The sequence below is a fragment of the Sphingomonas sp. FG14 genome (assembly GCF_057809675.1).
Genome location: NZ_JBMDKK010000004.1, coordinates 93256 through 115597, shown reverse-complemented (window position 1 = coordinate 115597; position 22342 = coordinate 93256). Strand labels below are relative to the sequence as shown.

The 22342-nt window shown below is 65.5% G+C and carries 16 protein-coding genes and 1 tRNA gene; 11 read left to right on the top strand and 6 right to left on the bottom strand.

Annotated elements, in window-relative coordinates; all coding sequences use genetic code 11:
- The first annotated feature begins 6 nt into the window (after positions 1–6).
- From ACODTA_RS15670 to ACODTA_RS15655, 4 genes are all read left to right on the top strand, one after another.
- Positions 7–591 (top strand): Maf family protein, encoded by a 585-nt coding sequence (locus tag ACODTA_RS15670; protein ID WP_489066892.1) that lies wholly within the window; start codon positions 7–9, stop codon positions 589–591.
- Positions 584–1540 carry a ribonuclease gene (locus ACODTA_RS15665; protein WP_489066891.1) on the top strand — a complete coding sequence of 319 codons (957 nt, stop codon included), beginning with the start codon at positions 584–586 and terminating at the stop codon, positions 1538–1540. The genes ACODTA_RS15670 and ACODTA_RS15665 overlap by 8 nt, the downstream gene beginning before the upstream one ends.
- Before the next feature lie 27 nt (positions 1541–1567).
- Positions 1568–1756 carry a DNA gyrase inhibitor YacG gene (locus tag ACODTA_RS15660; protein ID WP_489066890.1) on the top strand — a complete coding sequence of 63 codons (189 nt, stop codon included), beginning with the start codon at positions 1568–1570 and terminating at the stop codon, positions 1754–1756.
- 39 nt (positions 1757–1795) lie between these two features.
- Positions 1796–1871 (top strand) — tRNA-Phe (locus ACODTA_RS15655).
- Between the two features lie 58 nt (positions 1872–1929).
- Here ACODTA_RS15655 and ACODTA_RS15650 read toward each other — a convergent pair.
- Entirely contained in the window at positions 1930–2523 is a 594-nt protein-coding gene (locus tag ACODTA_RS15650) for a TetR/AcrR family transcriptional regulator (RefSeq protein WP_489066889.1), read from the bottom strand.
- A 156-nt stretch (positions 2524–2679) separates the two neighbouring features.
- Between ACODTA_RS15650 and ACODTA_RS15645 the strand changes: the two genes are divergently transcribed.
- Complete coding sequence (locus ACODTA_RS15645) at positions 2680–4764, top strand: TonB-dependent receptor (protein WP_489066888.1); 2085 nt, start codon at positions 2680–2682, stop codon at positions 4762–4764.
- Positions 4765–4789: 25 nt separating this feature from the next.
- A complete protein-coding gene (locus tag ACODTA_RS15640) occupies positions 4790–6097 on the top strand; it encodes an amidohydrolase family protein (protein WP_489066887.1) in 1308 nt (435 codons plus the stop codon).
- A 68-nt stretch (positions 6098–6165) separates the two neighbouring features.
- Here ACODTA_RS15640 and ACODTA_RS15635 read toward each other — a convergent pair whose 3' ends face one another.
- Entirely contained in the window at positions 6166–11934 is a 5769-nt protein-coding gene (locus ACODTA_RS15635) for a cadherin domain-containing protein (protein ID WP_489066886.1), read from the bottom strand.
- Between the two features lie 255 nt (positions 11935–12189).
- Between ACODTA_RS15635 and ACODTA_RS15630 the strand changes: the two genes are divergently transcribed.
- Genes ACODTA_RS15630 through ACODTA_RS15620 form a run of 3 tightly spaced genes read left to right on the top strand, consistent with a single transcriptional unit; the run spans position 12190 to position 15035 of the window.
- On the top strand, positions 12190–13218 hold the full coding sequence (locus ACODTA_RS15630) for a TIR domain-containing protein (protein ID WP_489066885.1): 1029 nt from the start codon (positions 12190–12192) through the stop codon (positions 13216–13218).
- 4 nt (positions 13219–13222) lie between these two features.
- Entirely contained in the window at positions 13223–14380 is a 1158-nt protein-coding gene (locus tag ACODTA_RS15625; protein WP_489066884.1) for a tetratricopeptide repeat-containing protein, read from the top strand.
- Positions 14346–15035 (top strand): adenylate/guanylate cyclase domain-containing protein, encoded by a 690-nt coding sequence (locus tag ACODTA_RS15620; protein ID WP_489066883.1) that lies wholly within the window; start codon positions 14346–14348, stop codon positions 15033–15035. Before ACODTA_RS15625 ends, ACODTA_RS15620 begins: the two co-directional genes overlap by 35 nt.
- Positions 15036–15316: 281 nt before the next feature.
- Here ACODTA_RS15620 and ACODTA_RS15615 read toward each other — a convergent pair whose 3' ends face one another.
- The 3 genes from ACODTA_RS15615 to ACODTA_RS15605 all read right to left on the bottom strand — a co-directional run bounded on the left by ACODTA_RS15615 (position 15317) and on the right by ACODTA_RS15605 (position 16478).
- Complete coding sequence (locus ACODTA_RS15615) at positions 15317–15637, bottom strand: hypothetical protein (protein WP_489066882.1); 321 nt, start codon at positions 15635–15637, stop codon at positions 15317–15319.
- A 37-nt stretch (positions 15638–15674) separates the two neighbouring features.
- The gene (locus ACODTA_RS15610) at positions 15675–16127 is read right to left on the bottom strand and encodes a hypothetical protein (protein ID WP_489066881.1); all 453 of its coding nucleotides are present in this window, start codon (positions 16125–16127) and stop codon (positions 15675–15677) included.
- Between the two features lie 72 nt (positions 16128–16199).
- Positions 16200–16478 carry a zinc ribbon domain-containing protein gene (locus ACODTA_RS15605; RefSeq protein ID WP_489066880.1) on the bottom strand — a complete coding sequence of 93 codons (279 nt, stop codon included), beginning with the start codon at positions 16476–16478 and terminating at the stop codon, positions 16200–16202.
- A 207-nt stretch (positions 16479–16685) separates the two neighbouring features.
- On the opposite strand from ACODTA_RS15605, the gene ACODTA_RS15600 reads away from it, so the two are divergent.
- Positions 16686–17384: an SRPBCC family protein gene (locus ACODTA_RS15600; RefSeq protein ID WP_489066879.1), complete on the top strand. Its 699-nt coding sequence runs from the start codon at positions 16686–16688 to the stop codon at positions 17382–17384.
- Between the two features lie 118 nt (positions 17385–17502).
- Here the strand turns inward: ACODTA_RS15600 and uvrA are convergent, their stop codons facing one another.
- Positions 17503–20448, bottom strand: a complete 2946-nt coding sequence (gene uvrA, locus ACODTA_RS15595; RefSeq protein WP_489066878.1) for an excinuclease ABC subunit UvrA — start codon at positions 20446–20448, stop codon at positions 17503–17505.
- A 190-nt stretch (positions 20449–20638) separates the two neighbouring features.
- Here uvrA and ACODTA_RS15590 point away from each other — a divergent pair, with 190 nt between their 5' ends.
- Positions 20639–22321 (top strand): N-acyl-D-amino-acid deacylase family protein, encoded by a 1683-nt coding sequence (locus ACODTA_RS15590; protein WP_489066877.1) that lies wholly within the window; start codon positions 20639–20641, stop codon positions 22319–22321.
- Positions 22322–22342: the final 21 nt, after the last annotated feature.

Below are 22342 nucleotides of genomic sequence, written 5' to 3'. Positions count from 1 at the left end.
TGGGCCGTGCGCCTCGTCCTTGCATCGGCCAGTCCGCGCCGGGTGGACCTGCTCGCGCAGATCGGTGTCACGCCCGATGCGATCGATCCTGCGGATATCGACGAAACTCCGCTGACCGCTGAACAGCCACCCGCCTATGCGCGCCGTGTGGCTGCGGCGAAGGCGGCGCTCGTGGCGGCGCGTCAACCCGGTGCGCTGGTGCTCGCCGCCGACACGGTTGTCGCGGTGGGGCGCCGCATTCTGCCCAAAGCCGAGACCGAGGCGGAGGCACGGCAGTGCCTGGCGTTGCTTTCCGGCCGTCGCCATCGGGTGCTGAGCGCTGTGACCCTGGTGCATCCCGACGGTGGCGCGCGGCACCGGCTGTCGACCACCATCGTCACCTTCAAGCGGCTGAGCGTCGCCGAGATCGACGCTTATGTCACGAGCGGCGAATGGCGCGGCAAGGCGGGTGGCTATGCGCTTCAGGGTCAGGCGGGGGCACTGATCCGCTTCGTCGGCGGCAGCCCGTCCGGTGTGATCGGCCTTCCCGTGTTCGAGACGCGCGCGTTGCTCGAATCGGCCGGCTATGCCGTCGGCGAATCGCGTGGCTGAATGGCTCTATGAGGACGGTATCGGCGAGGCGCGCGCCGCGCTCGTGGCCGATGGCGAGATCTTGGAGGCCGCGATCGAGCCCGAGGGCGGCCCCCTGCGCGTCGGCACCGTGGCGGATGCGCGGCTTTCCGAGATTCTCGTTCCTCGCCTGAGTGGTCGGGTCCTGCTGGACGATGGCGGTGAGGCGATCCTCGATGGTATCCCGCCTGGCACGACGCAGGGCGCGCCGATCCGCATCCGCATCGTTCGTGAAGCCATACCCGAAGCCGGCCGGCCGAAGCGCGCCAAGGCTGTGGCCGCGTTGCCTGACGAAGACGTTCGGTCGGGAGCCAGTCTGCTCGACCGCATCCGTGCCAATGGAACGCCCGTCCGCATCCTTCAGCCGTACGAGCCCGATCTGCTGGAAGCGGCGGGCTGGTCCGAACTGATCGAGGAAGCGGAAAGCGGTGAGATCGCCTTTGTCGGTGGTGCGCTGCGCATGTCGGTGACGCCCGCCATGACCCTGTTCGATGTTGATGGCGGCCCGCCGGTCGAGGCGCTCGCCATCGCTGGAGCCATGGCGGCGGGAAGGGCGATTCGCCGCATGGGTATTGGTGGATCGATCGGAATCGATCTGCCGACCTTGCCCGGTCGTCAGGCCCGCCGCCTCGCCGCCGAGGCGCTCGATGCGGCATTGCCGCAGCCGTTCGAACGGACGGCGGTGAATGGTTTCGGTTTCCTGCAGGTCGTGCGCAGGCGTCAGCGCGCCTCATTGCCCGAACTGCTCGCCGCCGATCCGGTCGCGGCGCGCCTGCGCGCGGCGTTGCGCCGTGCCGAGCGGGATCTGCCGACGGACGGCGTGCTGTCTCTCGCACGTGGTGAGCATGTGCTGGCAAGTGCCCGTGGCGACTGGATCGAGGCACTGGCTCGCCGGACGGGGCGGTCGATCACGCTCGCGCCGCTTCAATAAGCGCCAACGAGCGTCTATCTATCCCAAATGAGCAAGACCGATGCCTGCCCGCTTTGCGGTGCCCAGACCGCTGCCGACCATGCGCCCTTTTGTAGCCGTGGCTGCAAGGATCGCGATCTGCTGCGCTGGCTGGGCGAAGGTTATCGCATCCCCGGCCCCCCCGCCGAGGGGGCTTTGCACGAAAAGCCGTCAAACGGGCTGGACAGCGAGCACTAGCCTTCTCTATAGGCGCCACTTCCGCGTTCGCGGACAGATGCCCGGGTAGCTCAGTTGGTAGAGCATGCGACTGAAAATCGCAGTGTCGGCGGTTCGACTCCGTCCCCGGGCACCATTCTGAACCTCGCCAATCGACACTCGGCATAGCCGCATTTCCGGCCGCCAGTGCTGCTTTATGCCGTGTGGGTTGGGAGCCGTACGAGATCGTCGAGCGCGGTCTTGATCATCGCGATTTCGGGTTGCAGTGGCCGATCCGCCACGATCGCCTGCCAGAGCACGCCGTTGACGAAGCCGGAGATGATGCGCGCAGTTTCCTCGACCGGATGGCGCAGCGCGATTTCACCCGATTCGACCAGCTCTTGCAGTTTGTCGGCCAGGTTCGCGGCACTTCGCGCCATCATCGTGGTCATCGTCGTCCGCAGCAGGCCGGGGTTCATCGCATCGGCCTGCAGATTGAGCAGCGCCCTGATCTGATCGACCTGCGCGAGGCTTGTCGGTGAGACCTCGTCGAACAGATAGGCCTTGAATTCGGCCCAGGTCGCTGGGCTCGGCCCACCGGGCACCGGCGTGAAATGCGCCAACACTGCAGCGACGAGTTCATCCTTGTCCTTGAAATGTACATAGATCGCGCCGGTGCTGAGGCCGGCGGCGATGCGGATATCGCCGATCGAGGTCCGCTCGACCCCCTTCTCCGCGATGCAGCCGAGCGCGGCCTGCATGATGCGCACGCGCTGCGCTTCCATATGGGCTGCATCTCTCTTCGGCATGGCGGCAGCGTGGCGCGCGGCGCTGTCGAATTCAAGAAAAAAGATCGATCATTCTTTTATTCATTGACTCCCGATGTGACCCTAAAATAAAAAACGATCGTTCGTTCGTTTAATCGCTAGAATAATCGCCGGACGGAACGAAAAGGGGAGGATGTCATGAAACCGATTCACGGAATTTCGGCCTGGGCGATCGCGTTCGGGCTTTCAGCCGGCGCAGTTGCCGACGCCGGCCATGCGCAGACATCGGAAACGGGCGTCGAGGCGGTCGAGGATATTGTCGTCACCGCGCGCAAGCGTGAGGAGCGGCTGATCGAGGTTCCGATCGCGATCACCGCGATGACCGGCGATACGCTCGACCAGCGCGGTGCGCGCAGTCTGGCCGATGTGCTTCAGGAAGCGCCGGGCGTTGGCATCTTCGACACCGGCGACGGCATCACCAAGATCACGGTGCGCGGCATCTCGACGACATTGGGCGCCAACGAGAATGGCTACTATCTCGACGAACTGCCCTTCACCGGCGTCAACGTGCCCCTCTCGCCCGATGTGCGGTCCTGGGATCTCGACCGGATCGAAGTGTTGCGCGGCCCGCAGGGCACCTTGTTCGGCGAGGGATCGATGGGGGGCACGATCCGCATCCTGACGCGCGATCCCGATCTGGACGACTGGGCGGTAAAGGGATTGTTCTTCGGATCGGATACGCGCGATGGCGGCGGCAATTATGGCGCCAAGGGCGCGCTCAACATCCCGATCGTCGCCGACAAGGTGGCGTTGCGCGTGGCGGGCACGCACGAGAATTTCGGCGGCTGGATCGACGATCCGTCGACCGGCATGCGCAATGTCAACGATCAGCGCATCGACACCTTTCGCGCGAAGCTGCGCGTGGATCCTGTCGAGCGGCTGTCGCTGGGCGCCAGCTACTGGCTGTACGATGGCCGCTTCGACGCCGGCGCCAACGCGGCCGACGATGGCACGCAGCCGCTTTCGGTCCGCCTCACCAACACGCTGCGCTACGAACTGATCGGCGCCACGGCGCGCTATGACCTGGGTGACGCGGAACTCTTCTACGCCCTTTCGCACAACAGTTTCGACTTGCCGCAGACCGGCGATCTGCTCGGCGCGCCGCTCGAACTCGGCTCGTCGATCCGCGTGACCGCGCATGAGGCGCGCATCGCCTCGACCGGCAGCGGTGCGTTCAAATGGACCGCCGGCTATTATCATCGGGGGTCGCGCCGGGCGGATACGCTGGTCTATGCGCCCTTCGCGCTCGATACGGTGATGACCGCGCGCTCGACCGCCAATGCGGTGTTCGGCGAAGCGACCTATACCCTTGCCGACGCGATCGACCTGACCGCCGGGCTCCGCTATTTCCACGATCGCATCGACGGTCGCGAGGAGAGCGGCGGCGTCGTCACGCCCGTTCCCGGCAAAAGCTATGAAAGTCTCAATCCGCGCTTCAGCCTCGCCTGGCGTCCCGATCGCTCGCTGACCGTCTATGCCACGGTCGCTAAGGGATTCCGTTCGGGACAGACCCAGCCGCTGACCGCCAGCGCGATCGGCGATGCGCTGGGCATCGATCTGCCCGTCAATCTCCGCCAGGATTCGCTGTGGAGCTACGAACTCGGCGCCAAGGCCGATCTGCTCGACGGGCTGATGATGGTCGAGGGCGCGATCTATCACGCGCGCTGGAAGGATTTCGCGGTGCGCTATCCGCTCGGCGCGACGGGATTCAACGGCTTGATCAATTCGGCGGGCACGCGCACCACCGGGGTGGAAGCCAATGCGCTGCTTCGGCCCGCGAAAGGGCTGACCATCGCGATCGGCGGCGCCTGGGTCGATGCCACCTATGTCGAGGCGGTGCCCGGAACCGGGATCGTCGAGGGTACGCGTGTCGACAATGTGCCGAAACTCTCGCTCAACGGCTCGATCGATTATCGCCGGCCGCTTTCGGATGCGCTCACCGGCAATGCGCGGATCGGCTTTCAGCGCAGCAGCCGCCGCATTGCGCCATCCTTCGCCGCCTATCGCCCTGGTGACGCGATCACGCGCGTCGATGCGCGGCTGGGCGTGGAGGCCGGCAGATGGAACGTGGCTCTGTTCGCGGAAAATCTGACCGATGAGCGCGGCGCGGTTGGCCCGCGCACCGTCGCGCCGCTCGGGCCGGGGATGGAGGACGTCTACGCGCCGCGCCTGCGTCCGCGAACGATCGGTATCGAACTAGGCTTCCGCTTCGGCGGCAACTGAACCCCCGAAAGGAAGGACAGATGATATGCGATTGAGATACGGGCTGGCTCTTGGCCCATTGCTGCTTTGCGGGGCTGCAATCGCGCAAACCGGTGATCCGGTGCCCGTACAGGCGGTTGCGCCGGTGCAGCGGACGATCATCCATGCCGGCACGCTGATGGCCGAGCCCGGCAAGCCGCCCCGGCACCGTCAGTCGATCATCGTTGAGGGCGGGGTCGTCAAGGCAGTGGTCGACGGGTTCGTCGACGGCCCTGTGGTGATCGACCTGTCGAACCGCTTCGTGCTGCCGGGCTTCATCGACATGCATGCGCACGTCACCGGCCCCGATGCCGAGGAGGTGGCGGCTTCGAATCCGGGCTTCTGGGTGGCGAAGCGGCATCTGGCCCGCCAGTCGCGCACGACTTTGGAAACGCTGCCGGTGCTGCGTGCCGTGCTCTCGAACGGCTTCACCACGATCCGCGGCCTGTTCGATCCTGCGAGCATTTCCTACGACCTGCGCGATGCGATCGCCAAGGGCGAGATCGACGGCCCGCGCATGATCGTGAGCGAGCCCCAGTTCATGGTCGCTGGCGGTGATCTCGACACATCGGCCTTCGGGCTGCGCGAGACGCTGGAGCCGATCATGAAGAATCGGGGATCGTGCGCGGGGGTCGAGGATTGCCGGCGCGCGGTGCGCGAGGAGATCAAGCGCGGTGCTGACGTCATCAAGCTGCGCACCGCCGATCTCGCCATCTCCGATCCGCGCATCACCGCCGTTGAATATCCCGAGGAAGTGCGTGCGATCGTCGAGACCGCGCATCGGCTGGGCCGCAAGGTCGCGGTGCATTCGGCGGCGACGGCACCGACATTGCAGGCGCTGGAGGCCGGGGCCGACACGATCGAGCATGGTCCGATCGACGACAGCGTCGTCGCGATGATGAAAAAGACGGGCGCGGCCTATACGCCGACGCTGATCGTCGTGCAGCGGCTGATGCCGGTGCTCCGCAAGAGCGGTATCACGCGCGACCTGTACGCTGAGGCGCGGGCGAGCACGCTCAAGGCCTATAAGCTGGGTGTGCCCATTCTCTACGGCAGCGATTTCATGCCCGCGCTCGCCACGTCGGAATCGGGCGAGTTCCGCGAACTGGTCGGCGCCGGCCTGCCTCCGGTCGAAGCGATCCGCGCGGCGACGGTCAACGCCGCGAAGGCGCTCGACATGAGCGACAAGATCGGCTCGATCGCACCGGGCAAGTTCGCGGACATCGTCGCGGTGGATGGCGATCCGCTGACCGACATCACCGTGCTTGAGAAAGTGGCGTTCGTCATGAAGGACGGGCGGGTGATGAAGCGGTAACAGCCTTGTTCTGCCGTCGTCATTGCTCGCGGAGCGAGACAATGACGACGGGCGCAGATGGACCGGCGTTAGCCGATCGGCGGCGGTGGGACGAAGGTCACCTGGCCGATATCGGAAATGCCCAGCAGCGTCAGGCTGCCTTGGTACTCGAGCTGGATGATCAGATCGTCGATGCCGTCGTCATTGGTGTCGCCGACGCTCGACCCGATCACGTCGAGCCCTTCGGCCAGCGCGATCCGGTCCTCGCCGGGCATATAGTCGGTGATGACGTCGGCGCCGTCCTGATAGCCGATCTGGAAGACGTCGTTGCCCGCCCCGCCGGTCAGCGTGTCGTTGCCGGCGCCGCCGATCAGCGTGTCGTCACCACCCTTGCCGTCCAGGCTTTGCGCACCCGCGAAACCGTAGAGCCGGTCTTCATTGGCGCCGCCCGTCACCGCGCCGCCGGCGCCGCGTCCGCCGCCGACCATCACCTGACCGTCGCCGATCCCGGTGATCGTCACGGTGACGGTGGCGCTGCTTTGCAGCCCGCCACCGTCGATCACGGTGTAGGTGAAGCTGTCGGTGGTGGTCTGGCCGGGGCTCAGCGTGTCGAACGAGGGATCGTCCGCGACGTAGCGCAGTGTCTGCGTGCCGGCGTCGAAGATCACGCTGCCCAATGTGCTGCCGGTGCCGACACCGACGATCGTGATCGCGCCGTCATCGATATCGTTGCCGAGCAGCATGGGCACCAGGTTCGCGCTGGTCGCATTCTCGTTGATCGCGACCGCGTCGGCATTTGCGGCGGGCCGGTCGTTGACGGTGAAGGCGAACGCATCCTCGTCGAATGCGCCGTCGCCGTCGGTGGCACGCACGGTCAGCATATAATCGCCGCCCGCCACCGCGGTCGCACCGCTCTTGGTCGTGATCGCGCCGGTCACCGCATCGATCGCGAACAGCGCGGCATCGGTGCCCGAAAGGGAATAGGTGAGCGCATCGCCGTCGGGATCGCTCGCGCTTGCCGTGGCGATCAATGTGCCGGCGGCGACGCCTTCGTTGAACGCGCTCTTGTCGACGGCCAGGCCGGTCGGCGTTTCATTGAGGTCGTCGATCGAGATGGTGACGGTGGATTCGCTGAACAGCCCATCGGGATCGGTGGCGCGCAGCGTGAGCGTGTAGCTGGCATCTCCCTCGAAATCGAACGCCTGCCTGGTGGTGACCACGCCCGTCGCCGCGTCTATCGCAAAGAAACCGGCGTCCGCGCCAAGAAGCGCGTAGCTGAGCGTGTCGCTATCGGGGTCGCTCGCGGCAACGGTGCCGACGATCGTGCCGGCGGGCGCATTCTCGTTCACGCTTGCCGGGCTGATCCCCGGCGTCGTCGGCGTCTCGTTCAGGTCGTTGAGGCCGATCGTGATCTGTTTGGTCACGAACAGGCCTTTGGGATCGGTCGCCGTCGCGGTGACGGTGTAGTTCGACTGGCTCTCGAAGTTCAGCGGCGCCGTCGTCGTGACCGCGCCGGTCTTCGAATCGATGGCGAATATGCCGCCGGCATTGTCGGTCAGCGCGTAGGTCAGCACGTCGGCGTCGGGATCGTCGGCGGAGATCGTACCGACCAGCGTTCCGGCAGGTGCGTTCTCGTCCACCGTCGCATCGTCGATCGTCAGGTTTTCGGGCGCGTCGTTGAGCGGGATGTAGAAGCGCGCGACGATCGGATCATGATCGGTCGGGCGCGTCGGCGATGCGAGACGTTCGGCGTTGAGATGAACCGCGTCGAACTGCGCATTCCCGTACAGGCCCGGCGAGACGAGGAAATTGTCGATCGCCTGGAGGTTGCCCTCGAACAGATAGGTGTAGCGTTCGGACGGATCGAGCGTGCGGTGGAGATTGGTGAGCACGCCGCCGGCTTCGAGCGCGGCCGACGCCGCTTCGAAATAGAAACCGTTGAAGTCGCCGAGCACGCCGATATGGGCATCGGCGTCGGCGGAGAGGATGTCGTTCACATAGGCGCGCACCGCCAGCGCCTGGTTGGTGCGCGCGCCGTCGCCCGCGTCCGCCGGCGGCTGGACCGATCCGAACAGCGGATCGCTGCCGATGCGCGAGGTGAAGTGGACGTTGACGAGCGTGATCGTCTCGTCGTTGAACGTGAATTGCGCGGCGAGCGGGCTGCGCGATCCGTTGAACGCCGCGCCCGGCACCGCTTCCGCGCTGCCCGCGACATAATCGACGCGCGCGTCGTTGTAGAGATAGCCGTTGCGGATATTGCCGCCCGGCTCGCCCCCGCTCGAACCGTCGGTGGGGGTGACTTCGATATAGCTGTAGGTCGGGCCGCCGGCCGCGACGATCGCGTCGATCAGCATCTGCACGGTCAGCGCGGACGAAACCGTGCCGTCATTGACCGCGCCGTTGCTGTCCTGGATCTCCTGCAGCGCGATGATGTCCGGCGCGCCGAGATTATAGACGATGTTGCCGGCAAGGATGTTGAACTTCTGCGCGCCGTCGCTCGGATCGAGATTCTCGACATTATAGTCGGCGATGGTCAGGTGATCGACATCCTTGGCGAGGGCGGTCGTCTCCTGGGCGAGCTGGACATCCTTGGTCACGGTGACCGCGCCGATCACCTGCACTTCATAGCTGTCGAACGACGTGACGATGCCGGTGACGCTGCTCAGCTGGTCGCCGATCGAGTAATTGGGATTGAAATCGCCCGACAGGCCCGAATCCTTGTAGAGCAGGATCCGTTCGGGGTTGAAGTCGCCCTGCGAGATCGCGATGCCGCCACGCTCGCTCATCCCTGTGGCGCCCGCGCCCAGTGAGGCAACGACATAGGTCTCGTTGCCGTCGGTGTTCGAAATCACCTGCGGCGTATCGACGATCACCCGCATGCCTTCGAGTGCTTCGTAGAAATCGATGCCGTCGGTGGTCGGATCATAGCTGGTGAAGCTGTCGTCATCGATCACCGATGATGGCGGCAGCAGCCCGCCGGTGCCGATCAGCACAGCGGCGGGCAGGCTGTTGGCGTGGGTGTCGATCGCCACTTCGCTCGGCGTGATCTGCGTGACGCTCAGCCGGGTGGCGACATTGCCGGGGCGCACTTCGCTGACCACGCCGGTCAGGTGGATGCCGTCGCCCACCGCGACCGTCGGCGCGGTGCTGGTGAAGACGAAGATCGCGTCGGACGTGCGCGCATTGCCGTCGCCGGTCTTGTCCTGCAGGTAGAAGCCGTTGGTGTCGACCGCGGTGACGATGCCCTGGGTGATCACCGTCTGCCCGGCATAGGCGGAGACATGGCCCTCGCCCTGGATCGCGTAGATCCTCGCTTCGATCGGATCGTCGTTGAGGATCGTCGCAGTGGCGCTGCCATCGGCGATCGTCACCGGGCCGACCGGATTGGACAAGGTGACGGTGGCGCTCTCGTTGAGTTCGCCCATCGTGTCGCCCGCGATGCGGATGACCACCGCCTGTTCGCGCTGGCCGATATCGAAGCTGAGCGTGCCGCTGAGCGGTTGGCCCGCGCCGATGTCGTCGATGTCGAACGATCCGTTGAGCGCGATCGCATAGTCGACGCTCGCCGCCGATCCGACGCCGCCGGCGCGGGTGACGGTCAGTACCAATAGTGTCTCGCCGCTATTGCCCTCCTGGATGCTGGCATCCTGGATGCGGATCTGGCCGGTCGCGCCGTCGCCCAGGAAATCCTGGCCGGTATTGACCGCGCCGAAATTGTCGTCGCGCGCGCTGGTCCAGGTGAAATCGGCATAGGCGGAGCCCGTGCCGATGAGCTGCAGCGACAGGCCGGGCGCGTCGCCGCCGCTTTCGAGCACGCCGATATCGCTGCTCGTCATGCCCTGGGCCGGACCGTTGGTGGCGGTCATCGCGCCTTCGTACGACAGGAACTGGACGACCTGCCCCGACGCATTGACCAAAGCGAAGCCGTCGGGCGCGCCATTCTGGATCGCGATCGGGCTGGGCACGGAAATCGTGCCATAGCCATCGTCCTGGTTGGGGATGATGCCGGACAGCGCGATCGCGCTGCCATAGGTCTGGCCGTTCGAGCCATTGTAAAGGACGATCGTCCAGCCCGTGAGATTGGTGCCCGCCGCACCCGCGACCTCGAAGCCCGATCCGGTGTCCGGATCGCCCTGATTGTCGTAATGGATCTCGTTGACGAAGACATTGGCGAAATCGTCGCCGCGAATGGTGCCCACGCCCGTCGCGTCGGCGATCGTGCCGGCGCTGGCGTTGCTCAGCACCACGCTGAACGTCTCATCGAGCTCGATCGCGAGATCGCCCTTCACCTGATAGCTGATCGTCTGGCTGGTGACGCCGCCCGCGAAGGTCAGCGTTCCGCCCGTCGGCACAGTGGCGAAATCGTCGGTGGTCGCGGTGCCGCCCAGCACCGGCGCATAATCGATCGTCACCGGCCCGGCGCCGCCCGTGCGCGTGACGGTGAAGTTGATCGTCGTGATCCCGAAATCGCCCTCGATCACCGTCGCGTCGCTGATCGCGAAGGCGCCGGGCAGGTCGTCGTTGGTGATCGTGCCGACACCCGATGCGTCGCCCAGGACCGCGCCGCCCGTTGGCGCGGAAATGGTGAGCGAGATGGTCTCGTCGGTTTCGGTCGCATAATCGCCGGTCACCTCGACGATCACCGTGCGTGAGGCTTCTCCATCCGCGAATTCGACGGTGCCGGTCATCGGCCGCGCGACGATATCGCCGGCCCCGGCGGTGCCGAAGGCGAGTTCATAGCTCGCGCTCACCGCGCCGCTGGTGCTGCCGCCGCGGCTGACGGTGAAGATCAACTGGGTGGTGCCGCTATTGCCTTCGGCGACCGAGACGTCGCCCACCGACAGCACGCCGTTATTGGGTGCGATATCGTCGTTCTGAATCGTGCCCAGCCCGGTGGTGTCGCCGGCCGAGAGATTGACGAGATCGCCCAGCGTGACCGCGAAACTCTCGTCCAGTTCGAAACCGCTGTCGCCCGCCACGGTGATCGTGACTGTCGTCGTCAGGTCGTTGACGGCGAAGCTGAAGGTGCCGCTGGGAAAAGCGTTGCCAGCGAAATCGCCGGCTGAGGCGGGATTGGTGGCACCGGGCGCGACGGTGAAGCTGCCCGATGCGGCCTGCCCGGCTTCGGTGCGCGTCAGCGTGAAGACGAACTGGGTGGTGCCGGTATCGCCTTCGAGCATGCTGACATCGTTGATCGAGACGGCCGGAGCAGACGGCGCGATCGCGCTGCTGGTCACGACGATATCGTCGATGCCGATCCATTCGTCATTGCCGATCGCATTGGTCGTCATCACGCGGATCTGGAGCGTCGCCTGGTTATTGGCGCCGGCGGGCAGCGTCACCGAAACCGGCGTGACCAGGGTCGCGAGGTTGGGGCCGGTGCTTGCATCGGCGATGTAGCCGGCAGGCAGGTTGGTCCAGCTACCCGTTGGGCTGGTCCGGTATTGGACTGCGATCTGCTGGACGGAATTGTCCGCAGATCCGTCGATGTCGCGGGCATTGAAGCTGAACTGGATATTCTGGCGGCCGGTCGAATCGAGATGGATCACGATATAGGGCGCGTCGGCGGTGCCCGATCCCTGTAGTGCGATCGTCGGATCGGTGATCGCGAATTCGGCGACGCCGCCCGTGGCCTGCGTATTGGGGTTGGTCTGATTGGCGATGACGTCGACCACGCCCGGTGTATCATTGCCCAGCAGGGTCTGTGGATCGGTCGCGGTGACCGTGGTGATGTCGTCGCCGCGATAACCGATGATGCTCGGGACGGCGGACCAGTTGTCATCGGTGGTGATCAGGCCGGTATTGGTCCAGTTCTGTTCGAACTTGCCGCCTGCGAGAGAGAAATAGTCGGCCGTCATCGTGCTGTCCCTTTCACACGACGCGCCGGCGGCGTCCTTGCGGGGCTCGAAGCCCGCGCTGCGATCCGCCCGCGCTCGAATATTCTGCTCGGCGGATGCCGATGGCGAACGCTAGTCGGCGATCATGACAGAGCCATGACCTTCCACTCACAGCGAATCTTGCGAGGACGCGCATGCTGTGCCGGCGATCACTTGCCGCTCCACCAGCCTGGTCTATAGTCCTGTCATCGCCAACCGGACGGGCAGGAAACAGCCATGGCCGATATCTTCATCAGCTATTCCCGGAACGATCGCGATCGCTGCATCGCGATCCGCGACGCGCTCGCCGCGCTCAAGATCGGCGTGTGGTTCGATGCCGGGATCGGCGCGGGCGCGTCGTTCGATCGGGAGATCGAACGCGAGATCGAGGCGGCCAAGGCGCTGCTCGTGCTCTGGTCGCAGACCTCCGCCGAATCCGACTGGGTCCGCAACGAGGCGCGCACCGGCAAGGAACGCAGCGGGCTGATCGCGGTCCAGCTTGAACCGTGCCAGTTGCCGCTCGAATTCCGATCGGTCCAGGCGGAGATACTGCCGGTGGGGGCGGAAGGCAGCGACAATCCGGTATGGATCGGCATCGTCGCGCGGATCGGCGAATTGCTCGACCGTCCGGGCCTGGCGGAATATGCGCGGCTGAGCCGCACCGGCAGCATCGACGACTGGAAGCGCTGGCTGGCGCGCAATGCGGCCGATCCGCTGGCGTCCGACGTGATCGACACCATCGTCGAACGCGCCATGCCCGACATGCGCCAGCAGCTCGCCGGCGAGCGCGCCAAGCGCGCGGCGTTGGAGGCCGAGCTTGCCGAACAGGTGGATGCGGCCAAGGCGCAATCGGGCGAAGTCGCGACCGGCGCGCGCGAAATGGTGCGGATGCGTCGCGAACTGGAAGAGGCGCGCACGGGGCAGCAACAGGCGGAGATGGAGCTCGCCCGTTTCCGCGCTGCCTCCGGCGCCAAGGCCGGCAGGTCGGACGGCGGCCTTTCCGGGCTGGGCATCGTGCTGGAGAACCGGCTGGCGCTGTATATCGGCGCATTGCTCTGGATCGTCGCCGTCTGGTTCTGCTGGACGCCGCTCAAGAAGCTGCTGGACAGCTATGCCGGCCCGGGTGACATCTTCGCGCTGGTCTTCGGCATCGTCGCATTGTTCGTGCCGGCGATCATCGTCACCGCGAAACTGCTGCGCCGGCGCGCTGCGGTGGCGCGCGAAGCCGCCCAAGACGCGGAAGCCATCGGCGAGGCGGCAGATTGAATCGATGACCGAAGCGCTCGATCGCGCGCGCCGGGCGATCGCGCGCGGCGACCTGATCGCGGCTTATGACGAGGCGGTGTCGGCGGTCGGCGAGGGTGATGAATCCGCCGCGATCCGGCATCAGCTTGTGCTGGCGCTGGCGCGGATGGGCGATGTTGATCGCGCGGCGGAACTGTTCGGCGAATATGGCCTCGATCGATCCAGTGATCCGCACCACCGTGCGATCGGCGCGCGGCTGCTCAAGGATCGCGCGCTCGCGATGCCGCCGGGCGATCACCGGCTGGATGCGCTGGCGGCCGCGTCGGATGCATATGATGCGCTGTTCGACGGCAGCGGCGATCCCTATCCCGGCATCAACGCCGCCAGCCTCGCGGCTTTGTGCGGGCGGAGCGAAGATGCGCGGCAAATCGCGGAGGCGATCCTGCGCCATCCCGCGATCGATGATCCGCGCGATTATTATACGGCGGCGACCGGCGCCGAGGCCATGTTGATCCTGGGGCACGCCACCGAGAGCGAGGCGATGCTGCGCCGCGCGGTGACGCTCGACGGCGCCGATCATGGCGCGCGATCGACCACGTGCCGGCAATTCGTTGCGCTGGCCGCGCATATGGGGCTGACGGAGGGCGCGACCGAACGGTTGCTCGCGCCGATCCGGCCGCCGCGCGTGATCCATTATTGCGGGCATATGTTCGCTTCCGACGCTGATGCCGAGGCCATGCTCGCGGCCGAGATCGCATCCCGTCTGGCGGCGGACGATGTCGGCTTCGCCTATGGCGCGCTGGCGGCGGGCGCCGACATCCTGATCGCGGAGGCGATGCTAGCGCGTGGCGGTGAGCTGCATGTGGTTTTGCCCTTCGCGCATGAGGATTTCATCGCCCAGTCGATCCGCCCCGCCGGTGACGCCTGGGTGCCGCGTTTCGAACGCTGCCTGGCGGCGGCGACCAGCCGGACCTTCGCCAGCGAGATGGCCTATGTCGGCGACCCCGATCAGTTCGCCTATGGCAGCCGTGTCGCGATGGGGCTGGCGGGGGGGGGGGGGGGGGGGGGGGGGGGGGCGGGCGGGGGGGGGGGGGCGGCGCCCCCACCACCTTGGCACTTCGCCGCGCCAGTTCGCGATATGGGATGGGTTGGCGGTATCGGGATCGGCGGGCACCGGCGCTGACGTCGCCGTCTGGCGCGAGCGTGGCGGCGAAACCGATATCGTCGATCCCGGAAGGATCGACCGGGCATTGGTGCGCCCGCCGGCCGAAGCTGAGGCCCAGAGCGATCGCGCGCTGGCTGCGATCCTGTTCACCGATTTTCCCGGTTTCTCGGGGCTTGCCGAAACCGTGTTGCCGAGCTTCTGGAATGGCGTGATGCGTCATGTCGCCGATGTGCTCGACGAGCGCGGCGACGAGGTGCTGTGCCGCAACAGCTGGGGCGACGCGCTTTATGCGGTCGCGTCGAGCGCGACCGCCGCCGCCGAGATCGCGCTGGCGCTCCAGTACCGGCTGGCCGATTTCGATTATGGATCGCTCGGCCTGGCGCATGGCGGCGGCATGAGGATCGGCGCGCATTACGGCCCCGCTTATCGGACGCTCGATCGGATCACCGGGCGCATCAATTTCTATGGCACCGAAGTGTCGCGCGCCGCGCGGATCGAACCGGTGACGCCGCCCGGCGCGGTCTTCGTCACCGAACCTTTCGCCGCGATCCTGGCGCTGGAGGCGCCGGATACGTACCGCTGCCGCTATGTTGGCCGGATCGCGCTCGCCAAACGCTATGGAACCTATCCGATGTATCGGCTCATCCGTTCAGATGCCGGGTGCAAGGGATAATCTCTGCTGCGCCGCAGCGATTTGAACCAACAAGGCCGGTCACGATTTTGCCCTTCACCAACACAGGATGGAGGACGCGTGATGACGATGCCGACACAAAAATCGAGTGTGCTTCGTCCCACCGCGTCGGATATCGCCCAGCCCATCGTGCGCGCTGACATGCTGGCCACTTGTATCCCGCCGCAGCAACCGCGCGCGACGCTGCCAAACCGCGTTTTCCGGGGTGGCTGAGGTCGTCGGCCCGCCTGTGATGGAATGGGCGCCGACCGGACGCTCCTGCTTCAATCGCCGCGCGTGAAAGGTTCGTCCGTGTCTTCGATCCGGTCGATGCGATCCGCATCGTCCTCGATTTCGTCATCATCGGCATCGCCGCCGCCCAGATCTGGGGTGATGTCAGTCTGCAGGACGCCACGCGCACCGCGCGGGCCCTGGCTTTCCGCTTCGAGTATCTCGGCGCGCTGGCTGTCGTCATAGCCTTCGTCGGCGAAATCATCCTCTGGCCCCGCACCGATCCGGCCATCGTCGCCGGGACTGCCCGATTGCCCCCTTTGCCGCTGTGCCTCGGCAAAGGCCTCTTCGATTTCGCTATTGTCGACGATCATGCGGCGTCTCCTTGTATGTGAGGTGGCGTCTTTCGCCCTATTTAAAGAAATCGGCCGGATCGGGCGCGGGGGCCTTGCACGCTTCCTTGCGGCCGGCGCGGCAGTCGGCCACCTGCAGGCGCCAGACATACATCGCATCTGCATAGGCCGTCTGCTGGCGTACATACAGCCGCTCGTCCGCGGCGGCGATCTGTCGACGCGTGCGCAGCGCGGAGAGATAGGCCGCCAGATCCGCGTCATATTGCGCTTGCGCTTCGGGGCTCATCTCCGTCCGGCTCGGCGGACGTGCCGCCACTTCGGCATTGGCGGCGGCGCGTTCGGCCTGATTGGGGGCGTTGATCGCATCGGTGCGGGCGCTCGGCTTGTCGTAACCGCGATCCTGCTCCAGAGGTGTACGCGGATGGCCTGGGTCAGTCGCCGGTGGAGTCTGTGCGCTGACGTGCGCCGCGCACAGAAGAAGCGCCGGCGCGGCGAGGAAAATCGGTTTCATCGGCCGTGTCCTGATCGTTCCTGATATCCGAAGAACGACCCGGTGCGTCGCGATGTTCCCGAACTCGCGCGGTCAGTCTATCGAGGGAAGGTCGGTGCCGCAGAAGCGGCATTTGCGGGCCTCCGCGCGCACGAGTTCGGCGCATTGCGGACATTTGCGCATCGCACCGTCGTTGAGCGCCTTCTTTTCAAGTTCGCGATGATCCGACGAAAGAATCAGCGCGATGACCAACCCGATCGGCCCCACCAGGAAGCCAAGCGCGAATCCGCCGCATCCGCTCCGCCCCTTGTTCTGCATGACAAGCATCGCGGCCACGCCACACAGGAGCCAGAGGATCAGCAAGACTTCCATGGTTATAGTCCCCCCTCCAAAACATGATTTCCGCTAATGCGGCCGGATAAGACTGTCGAGCGCGTTCGCCGTACTTCGCATCTACGGCTCTTTGAAGCACGGTCTCGAAGGTGGAATTATATCCGTATTGGATCAGATTGCGCGATACGGAGATCGATCGTTAACCGCTCACCTCCATTGTCCCGCTGGCCGGGGGAGTGGGGCCATATGCGAAGTGCGATCATCGGCATGGTGGGTGTCGCGGCGGCGGGCGTCTATGCGACAAGCGATGGCGGCGTGCATCACGAGCGAATCGTGAATCAATCGCCGGAAACGGTATATGAATTGCTCGCAGCGAGCGCCGACCTGGTCGAAGCGCAGCGTATCGAAGACTTCCAGCCCGGCATGCAGGCGCCAGTGGCCGGGCCGGACGGCCTTGCCGGAAAGGGCAAGGCGCTCACCTTCGAGACCGAGAAGCGCGAAGACAAGTCGGTCTCGATCGAAGTGTTGGCGGATGGCGAGGAGATCGCCGATATCGACTTCACCGTGGAGCCAACCGCCGATGGCAAGACAAAGCTTGGCGCGACCTTCGATCTTGATGGCGGACCGGTCGGGATGAAGCCCAATTTCGCCTTTCTGGAGTTGGCATCCGGCCAGATGATGGATGCCATGGCGAAGGAGATGGAGCATGGCGACATCAAGCGCTTCGTTCAGTTCGACCTGCCCCGCATAAAGGGGATGATGGAGCGCGCCGAAGCCGAACAACGCGGCGTCACGCCGCATGCTCCGTCCAGAGGCGTGGAGATCCAGCGGCGAGAACGCGAACAGGCGATGCGCGACGCCGCGAAGCCGATGGTCAATGTTCGCGGAGACCGTGCTTATCCACAGGTCGACCCCGACCGGGAGAGGATGCGCTACACGCCCTGACGGCACTGCGTCCCTTGGTCAGGGGCGCGACGTGTATCGCTTGGCTGTCGCCGCTATTCCATCCTGGCTCCTTCATGCGGGCATCAGGATTTCCGTCACCCGTCTTGCGGCAAGGGCTTCACTCCGCCGCTTCGCCCTCCAGCGCCAGTTCCTTCGCCGGTGCCTTCTTCCCCCGCACGAGCAGCGGCTTCAGATAGCTGCCGGTGAAGCTGCGCGGATTCTCAGCGACCTTTTCGGGCGTGCCTTCGGCGACGATCTCGCCGCCCTTCACGCCGCCCTCGGGGCCAAGATCGATGATCCAGTCGGCGGTCTTGATGACGTCGAGATTATGCTCGATCACGACCACGCTGTTGCCCTGCTCGACCAGCGCATGGAGCACTTCGAGCAGCTTGCGGACATCCTCGAAATGCAGGCCGGTGGTCGGCTCGTCGAGGATGTAGAGCGTGTTGCCCGTCGCCCGGCGGCTCAGTTCCTTGGCGAGCTTCACGCGTTGCGCCTCGCCGCCCGACAGCGTCGTCGCCTGCTGGCCGACCTTGACGTAACCCAGGCCGACTTCGGCGAGCATCGCCATCTTGTCGCGGATCGGCGGCACCGCCTTGAAGAACTCCACCGCATCCTCGACGGTCATGTCGAGCACGTCGGCGATCGACTTGCCCTTGAACTTCACCTCCAGCGTCTCGCGATTGTAGCGCGCGCCGTGGCAGACATCGCAGGTGACATAGACGTCGGGCAGGAAGTGCATCTCGATCTTGATCAGCCCGTCGCCGGTGCAGGCCTCGCAGCGGCCGCCCTTGACGTTGAAGCTGAAACGGCCGGGCTTGTAGCCGCGCGCTTCCGCCTCGGGCAGCCCGGCGAACCAGTCGCGGATATTGGTGAAGGCGCCGGTATAGGTGGCCGGGTTCGATCGCGGGGTGCGGCCGATCGGCGACTGATCGATGTCGATCACCTTGTCGAGATGGTCGAGCCCGGTGATCTTCTCATGCTTGCCTGCGATCACCCGCGCACCGTTGAGCGCGCGCGCCGAGGCCGCATACAGCGTGTCGACGGTGAAGCTCGACTTGCCCGATCCCGACACGCCGGTGATGCAGGTGAAGGTGCCGAGCGGGATCGACGCGGTCACGCCGCGCAGATTGTTGGCGGTGGCATTGTGCACCGTCAGCTTCTTGCCCGTGCCCTTGCGGCGCTTCGCCGGCACCGGCACTTCGCGGCGGCCGGCGAGATAATCGCCGGTCAGGCTGTTTTCGTTGGCGAGGATATCCCCCAGCTTGCCCTGCGCGACGATCTCGCCGCCATGCACGCCCGCGCCCGGCCCCATGTCGATGACATGGTCGGCGGTGCGGATCGCATCCTCGTCATGTTCGACGACGAGCACGGTATTGCCCAGGTCGCGCAGGCGGCGCAGCGTCGCCAGCAGCATGTCGTTGTCGCGCTGATGCAGGCCGATCGACGGCTCGTCGAGCACGTAGAGCACGCCCGAAAGCCCGCTGCCGATCTGGCTGGCCAGGCGGATGCGCTGCGATTCACCGCCCGAGAGCGTGCCGCTGGTGCGATCGAGATTGAGATAGTCGAGCCCGACATTGTTGAGGAAGCCGATGCGCTCGACGATCTCCTTCAGGATGCGTTCGGCGATCGCGCGCTGCTGGTCGCTCAGGTGATTGGGCAGGTCGGTGAACCAGGGCAGCGCATCGACCACCGACATGCGCGTGATGCTGCTGATATCGGCCATGGCGACCTTCACCGCCAGCGCCTCGGGTTTCAGCCGCGCGCCCTCACACACCTCGCACGCCGCCGCTGACTGGTATTTGCCCAGCTCCTCGCGCATCCAGGCGCTCTCGGTCTGAAGCATGCGGCGATTGAGATTGCCGATCACGCCCTCGAACGCCTTCTTCACCTCATAGGATTTGCGCCCGTCCTGGAAACGCAGTGTGACGGGTTTTCCGCCGGTGCCGTGCAGGATGATCAGCCGCACTTCGCCCGGCAGGTCCTGCCAAGGCGTGTCCAGCGCGAAACCGAACTCTCGCGCCAGGCTGTCGAGCACCTGCATATAATAAGGCGAAGGTGGGTTGGATTTCGCCCAGGGCACGATCGCGCCCTTTTTCAGGCTCAGCGCGTGATTGGGGACGACGAGATCCTCGTCGAAGAGCAATTTCTCGCCCAGCCCGTCGCACGCCGGGCAGGCGCCTTGCGGCGCGTTGAAACTGAACAGGCGCGGCTCGATCTCGGCGATGGTGAAGCCGGAAACCGGGCAGGCGAATTTCTCGGAAAAGACGATGCGGTTCTCGGGCACGCCCGCGCCCTTCATCGCGCCGCCATCGGCGCCCGTCGTCTCGCGCCCCGGCACCGGGCCGTCGGCCATGTCGGCATAGGCGAGGCCCTCGGCCAGCTTCAGCGCGGTTTCGAAACTGTCGGCCAGCCGTGTCTCGATCCCCTCGCGTACCGCGATGCGATCGACCACCACCTCGATGTCGTGCTTGTATTTCTTGTCGAGTGCGGGCGCGCTTTCGATGTCGTGGAACTCGCCGTCGATGCGCACGCGGGTGAAGCCCGCTTTCTGCCATTCGGCCAGTTCCTTGCGATACTCGCCCTTGCGGCCGCGCACGACGGGGGCGAGCAGGTAGAAGCGCGTGCCCTCCGGCAACTGCATCACCCGGTCGACCATCTGGCTGACCGTCTGCGCCGCGATCGGCAGCCCCGTCGCCGGGCTGTAGGGAATGCCGACGCGCGCCCAGAGCAGGCGCATATAATCGTAGATCTCGGTGACGGTCGCGACGGTCGAGCGGGGATTGCGGCTGGTGGTCTTCTGCTCGATCGAGATCGCCGGGCTCAGCCCCTCGATATGATCGACATCGGGCTTCTGCATCAGTTCCAAGAATTGCCGCGCATAGGCCGACAGCGATTCGACGTAGCGGCGCTGACCCTCGGCATAGATGGTGTCGAAGGCGAGGCTCGACTTGCCCGATCCCGACAGGCCGGTGATCACCGTCAGCGTGTCGCGCGGGATCTCGACGTCCACGCCCTTGAGATTGTGCTCGCGCGCGCCGCGCACCGAAATATGAGTCAGCATGGGGTGAATTGTTCCAGATTTGTTCCGGTCGCGCAAGCCGGCGCGAGACGCGGTAGATGGGGCGTGGATCGACTGGCGACAAGACGGAGATCGACGCTTCCGCCGATCTGGATGATTGCCCGAATGGAAAATTATCGGCCGTTTAGCGCTCGATAATTGCCAATCCTGAAAACCCGGCTAGGCTGCGGTCATGAAACGCGCCACGCTCCTCCTCCTCGCCCTGTGTTCCACCACCGCCGCGCTCGCCGCGCCGCCGGCCTATGACGTCGTGATCCGCGGCGGCACCATCTATGACGGGTCGGGCGGAGAGGGCTATCGCGGCGATGTCGCGGTGAAGGGCGACAGGATCGTCGCGGTCGCGCCGCGTGTCGAGGGCAAGGGCAAGGCGGAGGTCGACGCGCGCGGCCTGGCGGTCTCGCCGGGCTTCATCAACATGCTGAGCTGGGCCAATGTCTCGCTGATCGTCGATGGCAAGTCGCAGAGCGATATCCGCCAGGGCGTGACGCTGGAAGTGATGGGCGAGGGCACCTCGATGGGCCCGGTGAGCCCGGAAATGAAGGCCGATGCCGAACGCCGCCAGGGCGATGTGAAATTCCCGGTGAGCTGGACCACCCTGGGCGGCTATTTCGACTTCCTCGAGAAAAAGGGCGTCTCGACCAATTTCGGCAGCTTCGTCGGCGCGGAGACGGTGCGCGTCCACGAACTGGGCGAGAAGGATGTCGATCCTACCCCCGAACAGCTCGACCGGATGCGCGCGCTCGTCCGCCAGGCGATGGACGAGGGCGCGATGGGGGTCGGTAGCTCGCTGATCTACGCGCCCGGCACTTATGCCGAGACGCCCGAGCTGATCGCGATCACCGCCGAGGCCGGCAAATGCGGCGGCATGTATATCAGCCATATGCGGTCCGAAGGGGACCGGCTGCTCGAATCGATCGACGAGCTGATCGAGATCTCGCGAAAGTCGAACACGCCCGCAGAGGTCTATCACCTCAAGATGGCGGGTCGCACCAACTGGGCGAAATACGATCAGGCGATCGCGAAGATCGAAGCCGCGCGCGCCGAGGGACTGCGCATCACGACGGACATGTACACCTATCCGGCGGGGGCCACCGGGCTCGACGCGGCGATGCCAACCTGGGCGCAGGATGGCGGGCTGGAGGCGTGGATCGGGCGGATGAAGGATCCGGCGACGCGCGCGCGCATGGCCGAGGAGATGAAGAAGCCCGCAACGACCTGGGAGAATTATTTCTACGGCGTCGGCCCGGCGAACATGAAGTTCACCGGCTTCAAGAACCCGGAGTTGCGCAAATATATCGGCAAGTCGCTGGCGGAAGTGGCGGCAGAGCGTGGCAAGCCGCCCGAGGAAGTGGCGATGGACCTGGTGATCGAGGACGGCAGCCGCGTCGACACCACCTATTTCATGATGACGGAGGACAATGTCCGAAAGCAGGTCGCGCTGCCCTTCATGAGCTTCGGATCGGACGCCTCGTCGCAGGCGCCCGAGGGTGTGTTCCTGAAATCGAGCACGCACCCGCGCGCCTATGGCAATTTCGCGCGGCTGCTCGGCAAATATGTCCGCGACGAGAAGGTGATCACGCTGCCCGACGCGATCCGGCGGATGAGCGCTTTCCCGGCGTCGAACCTGGGCATCAAGGATCGCGGCTCGCTGAAGCCCGGCATGTTCGCCGATATCGCGATCTTCGATCCGGCGACGATCACCGATCACGCGACCTTCGAGAAACCACAGGTTTATGCCACCGGCATGCGCCATGTCTTCGTCAACGGCGTGCAGGTGCTGAGGGACGGCGAGCATACCGGCGCCACCCCCGGCCGCGCGGTGCGCGGGCCGGGCTATGGCCAGTGCAAGGGCTGAGAGACTATCCGGCCGGGATTG

Bases quoted from the DNA above. Each gene is read 5' to 3' on its own strand.
- ACODTA_RS15660 (WP_489066890.1), top strand. From the start codon at position 1,568: ATGAGCAAGACCGATGCCTGCCCGCTTTGCGGTGCCCAGACCGCTGCC.
- ACODTA_RS15650 (WP_489066889.1), bottom strand. From the start codon at position 2,523: ATGCCGAAGAGAGATGCAGCCCATATGGAAGCGCAGCGCGTGCGCATC.
- ACODTA_RS15645 (WP_489066888.1), top strand. From the start codon at position 2,680: ATGAAACCGATTCACGGAATTTCGGCCTGGGCGATCGCGTTCGGGCTT.
- ACODTA_RS15640 (WP_489066887.1), top strand. From the start codon at position 4,790: ATGCGATTGAGATACGGGCTGGCTCTTGGCCCATTGCTGCTTTGCGGG.
- ACODTA_RS15635 (WP_489066886.1), bottom strand. From the start codon at position 11,934: ATGACGGCCGACTATTTCTCTCTCGCAGGCGGCAAGTTCGAACAGAAC.
- ACODTA_RS15630 (WP_489066885.1), top strand. From the start codon at position 12,190: ATGGCCGATATCTTCATCAGCTATTCCCGGAACGATCGCGATCGCTGC.
- ACODTA_RS15625 (WP_489066884.1), top strand. From the start codon at position 13,223: ATGACCGAAGCGCTCGATCGCGCGCGCCGGGCGATCGCGCGCGGCGAC.
- ACODTA_RS15615 (WP_489066882.1), bottom strand. From the start codon at position 15,637: ATGATCGTCGACAATAGCGAAATCGAAGAGGCCTTTGCCGAGGCACAG.
- ACODTA_RS15610 (WP_489066881.1), bottom strand. From the start codon at position 16,127: ATGAAACCGATTTTCCTCGCCGCGCCGGCGCTTCTTCTGTGCGCGGCG.
- ACODTA_RS15605 (WP_489066880.1), bottom strand. From the start codon at position 16,478: ATGGAAGTCTTGCTGATCCTCTGGCTCCTGTGTGGCGTGGCCGCGATG.
- ACODTA_RS15600 (WP_489066879.1), top strand. From the start codon at position 16,686: ATGCGAAGTGCGATCATCGGCATGGTGGGTGTCGCGGCGGCGGGCGTC.
- uvrA (WP_489066878.1), bottom strand. From the start codon at position 20,448: ATGCTGACTCATATTTCGGTGCGCGGCGCGCGCGAGCACAATCTCAAG.
- ACODTA_RS15590 (WP_489066877.1), top strand. From the start codon at position 20,639: ATGAAACGCGCCACGCTCCTCCTCCTCGCCCTGTGTTCCACCACCGCC.